Origin of the sequence: Bacillus daqingensis, assembly GCF_042654445.1 — a bacterium.
Lineage (GTDB): Bacteria > Bacillota > Bacilli > Bacillales > Salisediminibacteriaceae > Alkalicoccus > Alkalicoccus luteus.
Genome location: NZ_JBHSGK010000020.1, coordinates 84,211 through 97,791 on the forward strand (window position 1 = coordinate 84,211; position 13,581 = coordinate 97,791).

Consider the following 13,581-nt stretch of genomic DNA (forward strand, 5'->3'; position numbering starts at 1 on the left):
CTCCTTCATTATTTATTTGAGCAGTCGTTCCATTACATCAAGCACTTCGTCGATCGCTTCTTCTCCGTTATCATTCTGCACGGCTCTCGCCACACAGTGGTGCGTATGATCCGCGAGAAGCGCCATCGACACTTTATGAAGCGCGGAGTTCACGGCAGACACTTGATTGAGCACATCCACGCAGTAACGGTCTTCGTCCACCATCTTATGAATTCCGCGGACCTGGCCTTCTATCCGCTTGAGACGGTTCAACAGCTGCTGCTTGTTCGGCTGCACGACTTTCTTCTCTGGAGCGGCCATACCGATCCCTCCCTTTTTGTATTTGATTCCACTATACAATACCCCTGTATAGTATTTCAAGCTTTATAGCAAAATATATTGTTCTTCTTCACGAAATAGGTCTTTCTGCCGATTAGAGAAGAGGACAGATTTGACGAAGGACGTGATGGCCATGATGGATGTGTTGCAGAAGGATCAGCTCGCTCAAATGACCGATGAAGAGATTTTACAGGCGCTGGTCGTAGCGGCGCCGATATTCCAGCAAATCTCAAAAGATGATTTTATGATGGATATTGTTACAAAGGAACGGTTTCTCGCCCACTTTCCCGGAAAGACAATTGATGTTCCGATTCAGGCAGGGGATCCGGTTCCGTCTGATGACGAAGTGATGCAGGGGGCACTGCGTGGAACGCCTCAATCCGGACGTCCTCCGTTTGAAGCGTACGGCGTGCATTTTCTTGGACGCACCTGGCCGGTTCACAACGGGCGCGGTGAAATAATCGGCGCTCTCGGGATCGGCTATAACATAGAGCACTTGATTCAAATCGAGGAAAATATTAAAAAGACAGAAACTGTTCTCGAGTCGGTAACCGACTATACAAAACGGCTGGAACAGACAGCTGAAGGGCTCAGCAGTTCAAGTGAGGGTCTCGAAATTCGTATGGAGCAGGTGGAAAAAAGCATTAACAGCGTTGACGCTGTGCTGACGATGATTAATAAGGTCTCTTCCCAGACGAATATCCTCGGGCTCAATGCCTCTATTGAAGCAGCAAGAGCAGGTGAAGCCGGCCGAGGATTCAGCGTTGTTGCAGAAGAAGTAAGAAAACTGGCTGAGGAAACGTCGAAAGCATCGGGCTTGATTGACTCGCACATGTCTGAAATCCGGACTGCCTCGGAAAGCCTGAGCACCTCATTTGATCAGGTAGATCGCTCCGTGGAAGAGAACAACCGCGTTATTGAACGATTTGCAGATATCAACCGCGAGCTGACGTCGATTAACGAATCCATGACGAAATCTCTGCACTACCTGCTGGAGGCATAAAGAGCCCCCGGCTTAAAAAAACGAACGATCTGGAGACTCGTCAAGGAGGTTCCGCGATCGCTCGGTTTTTATATTCATCGTATGTTGTCAGCTCAGCAGACGCTGAACAAATAGATAGACCGTCCAATTTTCTGTGTTGTACAAGTGCGGCGGCAGGTCTTCCCGCATCGGTGTCAAGACAATGTAATACATTTTTTTACCGGCATCTGACGATTGAATGGAAGCAGACAGACGATATGAACCGCTCTCATGCAACAGCCTGATCTCCTGCAGTGTCAAAGCAGCACCCTTTCTGGGGCAGGAGCACGCACCGGGGTGGTCCATCCGTTTCGAATGGCGGTGACTACGGCTTTTGTAACGCTGTCTGAAGCCGTTTCCTCCATCAGCTTCTGTCTCGCATGCTGTAATGCAGCCTGTGTGTACCCATGCTCAAGGCGCAGCGTCCGACTGTCGGCACCATTCAGTAAAAATAACAGCAGCTTCCTGGCCTGCGGATTCATTCTTTCCGGAAGATTGGACTCCTCTAATACAAAGTATTCAATCGGCGTCCCGGGTGCCTGCAGCGCATACATGTTTGTAACCAGTCCATAATGCCCATCCGGACAAAGTCCGGCCGGATACGTGTTTAGGTCCTGTAGAATACTCTCCGTATTGGTGAAGAAATATTCCCGGTTGAATATTCCCGCGATCGGAAACTGCAGCGCCGGTAAAAAGGAAACGATTGCTTCTTTCGGTACAATCAGGAGAAGCGGATTATCGAGAATGCAATGTCCCGTGTCCTCAGCAAGGATTTTGATCGCGCTGTCGGCTTGATCCATAAACAGGAAAACCGCGTCATATGGACGACGTTCTGCAGCATATTGCTGAAAGTTGCCCTGTTGCATGCTCCAGCCCGGCATTTCAGACAGAACCCCGTGTTCGTGCTGCTCATGTATGACATACCCCTCTTTCATACCTTACCTCCTGACCGTGAAACAACCGCAAAAACAGGACTGCCGTGAAGGCAGTCCGGACCTTCCTGTTGATCGTGCTGCGTACGATTCAAGTGATGTCCGGGTTGTACAACGCGTTTAACGTGTACGTTGATTATACAAAGGACCCGTTCTCTCCGCAAAACCTTTGTACCACTCATTTTCAATATATTTAAAAAGAGTCCTTTTAAATGCCCCAGTACATTGATTGCTCATGGTCGTTTTCCTTATAATGGAAAAATCGTTTTTAATCATCGATCAACTCATTCAAAACGGCTTTGATTCGTCCACACGTCGATAAACGCGTTCTGCTTGTCGAGCAAATGAAACGCTTCTTCATAACTGCTGCATCGGCCATAAAACTCCCCTTTAAAATAAAGGTCGATCTCTTCCTTTCTGTCAATCAGCTCATCTGCCCGCCAGTTCCATTTCAGCTCTTTATTCCGATCATGAAGATACTCTTTAAACATAACGCCCTCTCTTCCATTATTATGTAATAATACTAATAATGTAAGTATCCTCTTTTCAGACGCAGTTGAAAATAGCTCATTCGTCAAAACTTCGGCAAATTCAGCAGTTAAAAGTCCTGTTGTTCGTCGATTGAACTGCGGCACCGGCGTTTTTCCAGAAAAAAACGATCGAAAGAGGCGGTCCTCCCGATCGTCCCAGTTGCTTATTGCCAGCTACACTCCGTTTACACTTACCTTTTTATTTATCTGCGTGTTGCATTCAGGCATTTCTGTCGACCGGCTTCTTCTCCTCATTCTGCGCTATCAGCTCCCGATAGAGCATCACCCGACCTTTACCCGACTGCTTCACCTCATACATAGCAGCATCCGCTGTTTTTAACAGTTCGGACAGTGACGCGGCATCGTCCGGAAACGTACTGATACCGACACTAGCAGAAACGCTCGCACGGTATGTGCCAAAGCTGTACGCGCGTTCGATCAGCTTGATAACCGCCGTTCCTGCTTGGCGGATATCCTCCTCGCGGTCATACGCCATCAGCACCGCAAATTCATCTCCGCCGACACGAGCGGTGATAAACCGGGAGGCTGCAAAATGCTCCTCAAGCCGGCAGGCAGCTTGCTGCAGCAGTCTGTCCCCCGTATCATGTCCCCACGTGTCATTTACTTTTTTGAAGCCGTCTAAGTCAAAAAACAGCAGTGCTGCTCGTCCATCATGTTTTGCCAAAAATAAATCAAACTGGTTAGTCAGGTAAAATCGGTTCCCGAGCCCGGTCAGCTGATCGTGATAGGCCATTCTGGAAATTTCCTGATTAGCCTCCCGGATATTTGCGAGCATCGTATTGATCTCACGCTCCAGTTGGATGGTTTCAGCGTTTCTGCCGTACGCTATTACCTCTCCTCCCACAGCTGGGTCAATTTGCTTTACCTGTTCGGCAAGCTTTGTTATCGGGGTGCCGATAAAGTAACGAAAAGCGGCGAAAAAGAGCCCCGCAATTATAAGCAGCGCAGCTCCGGCCGCAACCTGAAGATGAACAAGGTTAGCTGATTGGGAATCGTAGTAAAACCGGTCGCCCGCAACGCTCAGCACCGCTCCCTCTGTGATGGTATAGGTGCCGCTTATTTTATTTTCCTCCTCGAGATAAGCCACACGTTCATCCGAAAGCAGCGCCAGATCAACAGAAAGCGTATCTGCCAGCATGGCCGTATACGGCTCGTCCACGAGCCTGCCCATCAGCAGCGTCCCCTGTGGGTCGGATCCATCATTACGCGTAATCGGATGACTCGTCATCATCATCAGACCGTGATTCGATTCTTCAAAGAAAGACGTCTCTCCTTCCTCCACATGATCTTCCATCAGTTGGAAAAACGTCTCAGGCTGACTAAGCCGATCACCCTCCTGATCAATCCCTTTTTCATAAAAAAGCTTCCCGTCCTGGTCCAGAAACACAATTTGCTGCACCCGAATGTTAGAAAGCATCTCATCATCGAGGTTAAGCTCGACGTAGCCTTCAAAGTCACCGGTAATAAATTGATGCGAATCGTCCCATTCAGCCCAGTCGATCGTCTGCCGAAGCAGATCGTCCTTTTCCTTCTCGAGAAAATTTGCCGTTCGAAGTACGTTTTCTTCCACCGCATTGCGATCGGCCTCGTTTGCTTCTGTTAAAAGCATCGGTGCAATAATCAACTGCATAATCATGACAGCCCCTGCCAAAAGTCCGCTGACGACGAGAAATGCCCACGTACGAATTTTCATCGTCTGCCCCTCATTTCTATCTTTTTTATTGATTATATCGACAGCTTAAGACAAAAGAGTTAGGCCTAAAGATTATTATTTATGCAATTTTTTATGAATTTAAGTTTAAAGATGCATGCTGCTTTACAGTTGAATAAGATAAGTGATAAATGTTTGATTCATACGTATGATGGAGCTTACATGAAAGACGCAGGCTTTTCTATCTTTTAGAAGTTTTTATCTCGTTAAATGTATTTGTTTTATATAAAGGCCTCTAGCATTAAAAAAGCATCAGACCGGCTGTGCCTGTCTGATGCTTTCATTCATTTACCGCTGATTTCCTCGTCCCTGGTTACTAACTTCTTCTTCAAATACGGCGCTTACAGCTTCATATGCATCTACGTAGCCAGCTCCAGCCTCCCATGAAGCAAGTCCTTCCATTGGAGAAGCTGTATCCTGAAGAATATCCTTTACCTCCTGCGGAGAAAGTGTCGGATCTGCTTCCAGCATCAGAGCAGCAATACCGGCAACGTGTGGAGCTGACATGGACGTGCCGCTTAGTGTTGTATAGTAAGGCAGATAGGCCGGATCGATGTACTCGGCATCATCTTCCAGTGCGAGAGCTGAAAGCGGAGCGATGACGCGAGTTGAAATAATATCAACTCCTGGTCCAGTGATCGTTGGCTCATCCTTCCACTCCCATTCCTCTCCGTTTATCTCAAAGGAGCCTCCCTTCCCTTCTGTACCACGTGAAGAGAAATCAGCAAGGGTGCCGTCCTTATTTCCCGCAGCGACGGAAATGACCCACGGTGCTTTTGCGTATGGGTTATGGGTGTTTTCTTCCGGACCACTGTTACCGGCAGAAAAGACAGTCACAATGCCGCGGTCATATGCTTTTTTCGAAGCAATGTTGATCGGGTGGTACGGATCAAAGTCGCCGGAGCCGCCCCATGAATTATTGATCACACGGATATTGTAGCGTTCCTGATTGGCAATCGCATAGTCAAATCCGCCAATACCGTCGAGTATGAGCAGCACAGCGCCGGATCCGTAACCAATCAGGTCAGCACCGGGTGCAACCCCTTCGTATTTACCCGAAGATTTAGCCCCGGTCCCACCGACTGTTCCAGCTACGTGCGTGCCGTGACCGGAATTAGTATCGGTATTCACCACATCCTCCTGATACACAATCGGGAAAAGACTGCTTTCAATGCTGTTCAGATTTGTATTAGCTAACACATTTTGTACGAGGTTGTTACCGAATTTGTGATCCTCGTGCGTGCCATCAACACCACTGTCATTGACGACGACTCCAATGCCGCTTCCGGTGACAGGCAGTCCGCCGTTCTTCTGGCGGAAATCATCATCCGTTCGTACTTCATCCACTCTTGTCAGGTCTGTTGATTCCTCATTGAAGTAGTCCAGCTCTTCATTCAAATATACTGATAATACATCATCGGCTTCGCTCAAAGCTTCCACCTGGCTTTTCGTGACAATCGCTCCCGCCATCGGCAGAGCTTCCATCGTCACCACGTTTGACAGGCCGAGATCCTCCAGTAATGACAGGCTGCTGTCTGCTAAAGGCCCTTCCTCATCAAATGTAATGACGACTTCGGCAGTACCGGCCTCTTCTACATATGTAAGAAGGCCGTCCTCAATGACTGTATCCAGAACAGGAAGGCTGCTTGTCAGCGCCTTTCCCTGCATGCCGGCCGGCAGGACGAGCAGAAACGAAAGAACAAATGCTGCTGCTGTTTGACGCACGGATCGTTGTTTCATAAAGTATCCCTCTCCTTTGCTGAAATGGTAATGAATGACTTAAGTATGAACTTGTCAAACTATTTCATCTATTCAGCAAAGGATATATCTTTTTGCCGGATACTACTACCAATGGTCTAGCAGCATCCCTGCAAAGGAGCTAGTCTTCTATGTGAACAAGCTTCTCCTGAATCGCCTTAATTATCGCCTGGGAGCGGCTTTTTACACCCATTTTTTTAAACATATTGCTGACGTGTATTTTCACCGTCTTATCGCTGATTACCAGTGCTTCCGCAATTTCTTTATTCGTCTTTCCTTCAACCAGCAGCTCCAGCACCTCTTGTTCCCTTGCAGTTAAAGCACCCTCTGCTTTCTCAGCCGGGGGATTCTGATGCAAATCAAACAGTTTTTTCGTTAATGACGGGTGGACGACTGCCTCCCCTTTCATCGCCGACCGCAGGGCGTGGACCACCTGGTCCGATGGCGTGTCTTTAAGCAGGTAGCCGTCCGCCCCTTCCTGAATAGCCGAGATAAAATATTCATCGTGTTTATACATTGTCAGCATGAGAATTTTGATAGACGGCTGCTGCTTTTTCATTTTTTTCACGGCTTCAATCCCGTCCATGCCCGGCAGGTTGATATCCATCAGCACAATATCCGGCTGTTTTCCTTTTTCCAGCTGACGAAACGCTTCTTCCGCTGAATCCGCCTCTGCGATCAGATCAATATCCTGCTCCAGAGAAAAAATCGTCCGCAACCCGTCACGCAGGACCCGATGATCCTCCACAATCATTACCTTCATCTACATCTTCCTCCTCTGCCGGCATCAGCAGCTGTATTGTCGTGCCCTCTTCCTTTTCCGATATCAGCTCCAGACGGCCGCCTGCTCTCTCGGCCTCTTCATGCATTTGGCTGATCCCAAAGTGACGCCCGCTTCCGCTTTTTACAAGTGCTTCACTCAGTGAAAATCCGCTCCCATCATCCTTGATCGTCAGCTCCAGGCCTGCACGCCGTTCCCGGAGTCGAATGTGCACCGTACGTGCGCGACTGTGTTTGCCTGCATTTTGCAGTGCTTCGCGCAGGATGTGATAGACTGCCTTTTTTTCATGCGGTGTCAGAGAAAAAGTACAGGTCTCCCCTTCAAACTGCATATCCAGCTCAGGAAATCTCTCGTTTGCTTTTTTCACTTCTTCCCGCACGACATCAGCTGTTTCCCGGCTTTCTAATGGATCAGGCCGAAGCGAAAAGATCGATTCCCTGATTTCTTTCAGACTCTCCCGCAGCTCGGGGAGCACTTCCTCTACCAGCTTATGACCCGTTTGCGGTGCCTGACCAAAATGTTTGTTGGCCGCTTCAAGCTTTAACACGGCACCTGCAACAGACTGCGCGATGCCATCATGTATTTCCCGGGCAATACGATTTCTTTCCTCCAGCAGCACGCGTCTGTCCGCTTCCTCCCGGTACATGCGGTCCCGGACAGCTGTTTCAATTTGATCCTTCAAAGCATCCATCATCTGCAGCTCTTCAGCCGGAACGCGCCTGTTTCGAATAAAGGAGACGACAATCAGCCCTTGGCGGCGGGAGTTATTCATGATGGGAAGAAAAACAGCGGTCCGATAGACGTTCGACACATAGGACGCCTCTTTCAGACTGCTTTTATCTGTGCGTTCCACTGCTTGGCGCTCTTCGCCGATTAAAATAGAAAGCTGCTCAGCCTCCTTCTCTGTCAGCGCCAATTCCAAGCCGGCCGAGAGCTTTCTTTTCCATTCCTGAGCTTCTGTCACCCAGATTTGCAGACTGTCAAAATCAAATAGTTCCCGGATCATACTCTCCGACCCTTCCATCCAGTCTTCGTCCGATAGTCTGCTGTAATAATGCTCTTTTAACCGAATCAAGCTCTGAAGCCGGCTTTTTTCCTTACGGAGGCGGGTATTGCTGCCCCCAATTAATGAAATAGCGGCGAGCGGGAAGAAAAAGAAGAAGAAGCTTGTAAAGTTAATCGTCGTATCGGTCTCAGCGCTGAGAATAAAGAACAGGCAGAGGTAGCTGTAGGAAAGCAAAAAGCCGACGCTTTCCACTAACGCTTTGCTACTCCATTCCTTTGCTTTAAAGGGCTGCGGCCGAATCCATAAAGCCGCATCTACGAGCAAATTATTGGTGATGTAGAATACCAGCGTCAGAACAAGGCCGAAGACCAGCTGTTCTGCAAGCGCGTAAGAAAAAACCTCCTCCATCGGCAATAACTGTTCAGCCGCTGCCCTCGCGGCTGCATAGCTGATAATCAGCTGAGCCGGGTTAAACAGCTGAACCCGAAGCGGCCGCTGATAACTAGCGTGAACAGCAAATACAACGATACCGTACACGAGTAAAGCGGTGCCGATACCAAAGAATAAATCCATGGCAAAGACCAGCGGAAATCCAAGCGTCGTCGAACTTTTAAAAACAGGAATAGCCGAATATTCAGTGATAAATAAAAACAGCATAAACAAAAGTAAAATCGGCAGCGAAAACGGCATGTCTACAGCTGGCAAATAGCTTAAAAAGACGATCAGCCCTGCTGCCGTTACCGTGCTTAAATAGAAGGCAGAAACTTTTTCTCTTTTTACAGCTGGACGAATCAATAGGCTCCCTCCTTTCTGCGTAATCCCGGGAAAATCATATCCTGCTTCCGCTATGTTTCAGACTGATTTTAGATTATCACATAATACGACTTAGAAAGGTGCGGGTTTTTCGTCACGCGGATTGGAAAGGATTATCTGCTGAAGAAAAAATCACTGCATCGTATGAATGGAAAACGCCTCCCCATATTTACTTCGCCTCCCTTAGTAATTTACGCTGAACCCGTCATGTTGATTATTCGAGGAGGTACGTATATGCAAACAACGATGAAACGTTCCACCAAGCTTTCCCTGTCGGTGATCAGCGCAGCTTTGCTGGCTGCAGCATTCGGCACAGGTGCTTCTGCCGCTGACAACGGCCAAGGGCCAAACCGCACGGTGGAAGGGGTGACTGCTGAAGACAGCACCAGCTTCACGGTTGATTTTGACAAAACCTATCCTGCCGGCATTAACATTGACCGGATGATTGAAGTAGAAGTAGAGCTGGAGAATGGCACAGTAATCGAGCCTGAATTAACAGATTACAGCGTATCCAGCAGTGACCGATCCCAGGTTACGGTGGAGCACGCAGAAGATGATTTGGACGGCCTTAACGGCACGCTCTCTGTAAACGATGTCACGCTTGATTTCAGCTACGCCGACGAGCCGGTGACGATCGATATTTTCCATACCAATGATATCCACTCGAAGATTGACAATCTCGGACTGATTTCCCAATTTATTAATGAGCAGGGAGAAGCCGCGGATAACCACCTTTACTTAGATGCCGGCGATATTTTCAGCGGAAATGCCGTCGTTGATTTGCAGGAGGGCGCACCGATTATTGATATCCTGAACGAGATGAATCTGGATGCGATGGCGATCGGGAACCACGAATTTGATTACGGCCAGCAGGCGTTCGCGGACCGTGTTGCGGAATCTGAATTTGACTGGCTCAGCGCCAACACCGAAATCGTCGATCCGGATGTGCCGATTGAGCAGCCAAAGCCGTATGAAATTTACGAGGTCGACGGCGTTGAAGTCGGCGTCTTCGCATTGACGCAAAATCCACCATCCACCCGTCCTTCCGGCATTGAAGGTATTGATTTCCATGATTACGTAGAAACAGCCGAACAGTATGCCTATCTGGAAGAGGAAACCGACGTACTGATTGCGCTCACGCATATCGGGCATAGCGCGGACATCTCCCTTGCTGAAGAAGTTGATTTCTTCGATGTGATAATCGGCGGACACTCGCATACACGGACGTTTGAGGAAGTCGTAGTAAATGATACGCCGGTCGTGCAGGCAGGTGCCGATTCCCTTTTTGTCGGACACTTTAATCTGGAATACGATAATGGTGACGTGAGCTTCAACGATTTTTACCTGCAGGACGTCGACGAACTGTCAGAAACGAATGAATCCGTGCAGGAACTGATCGACATGTACAATGAGGATGCAGAAGAGCTTCTCAGCGAAGTGGTCGGCGAGACGAATACCGGACTTTACCGCGAAGCACGCTACGAGCGCGACACCTCTCTCGGGAACTTCTGGACGGATGCAATGAAGGAAGCACTTGATGCAGATATAGCGGTGACCAACAACGGCGGCATTCGTGCCAGCCTTGAGCCGGGCGATATTACTGCCGGCGATATTTATGTGATCGAGCCGTTTGCGAACGAGCTGAGCGAAATCGAGATCAGCGGCGCAGAAATGCAGAATGTGATCGAAGGTTCGCTTCGCTCAGATGGCGGAATTGACCTGCAGACATCCGGTCTCACGTACACGCTGTATGTGAACGATGAGGACGAAGTCGTCGATGCGGATCTTTACGTAGACGGCGAACCGATCGATCCGGATGAGACATACACCCTTGCTACAAATAACTTTATGGCAGAAGGCGGCAGCGGCTACGATTTCTCCAACGCGGACATCATCCAGCCGGAAGCAGGCTATGTGACGATGGCGATGTTCCAGCACCTGGATTTCCTCATGGACACAGAAGGCGCAGTTGACTACGAAGACGGCGAAGGCCGCATTTCCATTGAACAAGCAGACTAATTGTATGAGCAGCCGGCGGGATCTCCCCGCCGGTTTTTTATATGTGCGTTGAAATGATAAGTTGGTGGTCGAGCATGAAAACTTCCGGTACCAGCTTAATAAAATTTTCGCTATCAAGAACGAAAGTTGATAACCGTAATACGTTTCAGCCTGAGGTTAATAAGTTGAGCGTCGAGGTTGAAACGTTTGCGCCTCGACTTAATAACTTCAGCAGTCCAAATGGAAACTTTCCTCCCCGTATCCATGAGAAAGTTTCTGATAGGAGCCGTACTGATTTGCTTTCGTTGTCCTCTGTTCAGCTCTCACATATATACGGCGACTTTTTCTTATAACTGGATGTGTTAGTATGCTATGCCTTATCTTTCTAAAATAGTCGACAATAGGCCTCAGGTAAAGGATACAGCCTTTTCACCTAATTCTTCCGGTAATGTGACAACCTGCGCGCCTATTATACTCTTCTCCACCTAAAACGTTTACTTCGATTTCCGGTATATATACGCTGAAATTGAGCTTTTTTTCTGAAAGCTTGGAATTCATTTTGGGGAGGAATATACATAATGAGCAAAGGGATGAAGCGTTCTAAAAAGCTTTCGATCGCTGCGATCAGTGCCGTGATGCTGGCAGGAACCATCGGATCAGTTACCGCTTTGGCCAACAATGGCAATGGCCAGGGTCCGAACCGCACCGTTGAAGGAGTGTCTGCTGAAGACAGCACCAGCTTTACTGTTGACTTTGATAAAACATATCCAGCAGGTATTCATATCGAGCGCATGATTGATGTGGAGGTCGTGCTAGAAGACGGAACAGTGGTTGAGCCGGAGCTGACCGACTTTGATGTCGTGCAAAGCGACCGCTCTCAGGTGACCGTGGAGCACGCAGATGATGATTTGGATGGCCTTTCCGGTACACTCTCTGTAAACGATGTGACGCTTGACTTCGATTACACAGCAGAGCCGGTCTCTATCGATATTTTCCATACGAATGACATCCACTCCAAGATCGATAATCTTGGGCTGATTTCCCAGTTTATTAACGATCAGGGAGAAGCGGCAGATAACCATCTTTACTTAGATGCCGGCGACATTTTCAGTGGCAATGCCGTCGTTGATCTGCAGGACGGCGCTCCGATCATTGATATTCTGAATGAAATGGATCTGGATGCGATGGCGATCGGAAACCATGAATTTGACTACGGCCAGCAGGCATTTGCTGATCGTGTAAATGAATCGGAGTTTGACTGGCTCAGTGCGAACACAGAAATCGTCGATCCGAATGTGCCGATCGAGCAGCCGGAGCCGTATGAAATTTACGAGGTCGACGGCGTTGAGGTTGGCGTCTTCGCATTGACGCAAAACCCTCCGGCTACCCGTCCTGCCGGTATCGAAGGCATCGATTTCCATGATTACGTGGAAACAGCTGAGCAGTACGCCTATCTGGAAGATGAAACGGACGTGCTGATCGCACTCACCCACATTGGACACAGCGCCGACAGACACCTTGCAGAAAACGTTGATTTCTTTGATGTGATCATTGGCGGCCATTCGCATACGCGAACGTTTGAGGAAGCAGTTGTAAACGGCACGCCGGTCGTACAGGCTGGTTCTGATGCCAACTTTGTCGGCCACTTCAATTTGGAGTATGATAACGGCGACGTGAGCTTCAACGATTTTTACCTGCAGGATGTTAACGATCTGTCAGAAACGAACGAATCCGTGCAGGATCTGATCGATATGTATAATGAAGAGGCAGAAGAACTCCTCAGTGAAGTTGTCGGTGTTACCAACACCGGTCTCAGCCGCGATGGCCGCTGGGAACGCGACACGTCTCTCGGGAACTTCTGGACGGATGCAATGAAGGAAGCGCTCGACGGTGACATAGCGATCACGAACAACGGCGGCATCCGCGCCAGCATTGAACCGGGCGACATTACCGCCGGCGACATTTACGTGATCGAGCCGTTCCAGAACGAGCTCAGCGAAATTGAAATTTCCGGTGACGAGCTTCAGCGACTGATTGAGGACTCTTACGATGAGGGCAACGACCTGCAGACGTCTGGTCTGACGTTCACATTCTACGTGGATGAAGAAGACGAAGTGGTTGAAGCTGAACTCCTCGTTGACGGCGAGCCTGTTCAGTCAGATGAAACGTACACGCTGATTACAAATAACTTTATGGCTGAAGGCGGCGACGGCTATGATTTCTCTAACGCCGATATCGTGCAGCCGGAAGCAGGCTATGTGACCATGGCGATGTTCCAGCACCTTGATTTCCTTATGGAAACAGAAGGCGCAGTTGACTACGAAGACGGCGAAGGCCGCATTTCCATTGAACAAGCAGACTAATTGAAGGAGCAGCCGGCGGTTTTTCCCGCCGGCTTTTTTTATTGTGCGTTGAAATGATAAGTTGGGCGTGGAAAATGAAAACTTTCGGTATCGGTTTGATAAGATTTTCGCTATCAAGAACGAAAGTTGATAACCGTAATAAGTTTCAGCCTGAGGTTGATAAGTTGAGCATCGAGCTTGAAATGTTTGCACCTCGGTTTGATAACTTCAGCAGTAAGAATGAAAACTTTCCTCCAGACTTGCTAACGGCTGACGAAAGCCATCCGACTGCCATCATTTCTTAAGACAGCTCAAAAGTTATGTCTCCTCTGCCTGCGCGTAAAACGCTT

General features: G+C 48.7%; 11 protein-coding genes. 3 read left to right on the plus strand and 8 right to left on the minus strand.

The window, feature by feature from the left end:
* Positions 1 to 12: 12 nt before the first annotated feature.
* Positions 13 to 300, minus strand: coding sequence for a metal-sensitive transcriptional regulator (locus tag ACFO4L_RS15205; RefSeq protein ID WP_168004467.1), 288 nt, complete (start codon positions 298 to 300; stop codon positions 13 to 15).
* Between the two features lie 367 nt (positions 301 to 667).
* Between ACFO4L_RS15205 and ACFO4L_RS15210 the strand changes: the two genes are divergently transcribed.
* Complete coding sequence (locus ACFO4L_RS15210) at positions 668 to 1,321, plus strand: methyl-accepting chemotaxis protein (RefSeq protein WP_377910571.1); 654 nt, start codon at positions 668 to 670, stop codon at positions 1,319 to 1,321.
* Positions 1,322 to 1,408: 87 nt separating this feature from the next.
* On the opposite strand, the gene ACFO4L_RS15215 is transcribed toward ACFO4L_RS15210, so the two are convergent.
* The 7 genes from ACFO4L_RS15215 to ACFO4L_RS15245 all read right to left on the minus strand — a co-directional run bounded on the left by ACFO4L_RS15215 (position 1,409) and on the right by ACFO4L_RS15245 (position 8,873).
* On the minus strand, positions 1,409 to 1,576 hold the full coding sequence (locus tag ACFO4L_RS15215; RefSeq protein ID WP_377910520.1) for a hypothetical protein: 168 nt from the start codon (positions 1,574 to 1,576) through the stop codon (positions 1,409 to 1,411).
* Positions 1,577 to 1,596: 20 nt separating this feature from the next.
* Positions 1,597 to 2,274, minus strand: a complete 678-nt coding sequence (locus ACFO4L_RS15220) for a hypothetical protein (protein ID WP_377910521.1) — start codon at positions 2,272 to 2,274, stop codon at positions 1,597 to 1,599.
* A 281-nt stretch (positions 2,275 to 2,555) separates the two neighbouring features.
* Positions 2,556 to 2,762 (minus strand): hypothetical protein, encoded by a 207-nt coding sequence (locus ACFO4L_RS15225; protein ID WP_377910522.1) that lies wholly within the window; start codon positions 2,760 to 2,762, stop codon positions 2,556 to 2,558.
* Between the two features lie 259 nt (positions 2,763 to 3,021).
* Positions 3,022 to 4,515, minus strand: coding sequence for a sensor domain-containing diguanylate cyclase (locus tag ACFO4L_RS15230; RefSeq protein WP_377910523.1), 1,494 nt, complete (start codon positions 4,513 to 4,515; stop codon positions 3,022 to 3,024).
* 306 nt (positions 4,516 to 4,821) lie between these two features.
* Positions 4,822 to 6,273, minus strand: a complete 1,452-nt coding sequence (locus tag ACFO4L_RS15235; RefSeq protein WP_377910524.1) for a S8 family peptidase — start codon at positions 6,271 to 6,273, stop codon at positions 4,822 to 4,824.
* A 139-nt stretch (positions 6,274 to 6,412) separates the two neighbouring features.
* Positions 6,413 to 7,054: a response regulator gene (locus ACFO4L_RS15240; protein WP_377910525.1), complete on the minus strand. Its 642-nt coding sequence runs from the start codon at positions 7,052 to 7,054 to the stop codon at positions 6,413 to 6,415.
* Entirely contained in the window at positions 7,014 to 8,873 is a 1,860-nt protein-coding gene (locus ACFO4L_RS15245; protein ID WP_377910526.1) for a sensor histidine kinase, read from the minus strand. The genes ACFO4L_RS15240 and ACFO4L_RS15245 overlap by 41 nt, the downstream gene beginning before the upstream one ends.
* 252 nt (positions 8,874 to 9,125) lie before the next feature.
* Between ACFO4L_RS15245 and ACFO4L_RS15250 the strand changes: the two genes are divergently transcribed.
* A complete protein-coding gene (locus ACFO4L_RS15250; protein ID WP_377910527.1) occupies positions 9,126 to 10,910 on the plus strand; it encodes a bifunctional metallophosphatase/5'-nucleotidase in 1,785 nt (594 codons plus the stop codon).
* Between the two features lie 557 nt (positions 10,911 to 11,467).
* Positions 11,468 to 13,252, plus strand: a complete 1,785-nt coding sequence (locus ACFO4L_RS15255) for a bifunctional metallophosphatase/5'-nucleotidase (protein WP_377910528.1) — start codon at positions 11,468 to 11,470, stop codon at positions 13,250 to 13,252.
* The last annotated feature ends 329 nt before the right edge of the window (positions 13,253 to 13,581 follow it).

Bases quoted from the DNA above. Each gene is read 5' to 3' on its own strand.
- ACFO4L_RS15205 (WP_168004467.1), bottom strand. From the start codon at position 300: ATGGCCGCTCCAGAGAAGAAAGTCGTGCAGCCGAACAAGCAGCAGCTG.
- ACFO4L_RS15210 (WP_377910571.1), top strand. From the start codon at position 668: ATGCAGGGGGCACTGCGTGGAACGCCTCAATCCGGACGTCCTCCGTTT.
- ACFO4L_RS15220 (WP_377910521.1), bottom strand. From the start codon at position 2,274: ATGAAAGAGGGGTATGTCATACATGAGCAGCACGAACACGGGGTTCTG.
- ACFO4L_RS15225 (WP_377910522.1), bottom strand. From the start codon at position 2,762: ATGTTTAAAGAGTATCTTCATGATCGGAATAAAGAGCTGAAATGGAAC.
- ACFO4L_RS15230 (WP_377910523.1), bottom strand. From the start codon at position 4,515: ATGAAAATTCGTACGTGGGCATTTCTCGTCGTCAGCGGACTTTTGGCA.
- ACFO4L_RS15235 (WP_377910524.1), bottom strand. From the start codon at position 6,273: ATGAAACAACGATCCGTGCGTCAAACAGCAGCAGCATTTGTTCTTTCG.
- ACFO4L_RS15240 (WP_377910525.1), bottom strand. From the start codon at position 7,054: ATGAAGGTAATGATTGTGGAGGATCATCGGGTCCTGCGTGACGGGTTG.
- ACFO4L_RS15250 (WP_377910527.1), top strand. From the start codon at position 9,126: ATGCAAACAACGATGAAACGTTCCACCAAGCTTTCCCTGTCGGTGATC.
- ACFO4L_RS15255 (WP_377910528.1), top strand. From the start codon at position 11,468: ATGAGCAAAGGGATGAAGCGTTCTAAAAAGCTTTCGATCGCTGCGATC.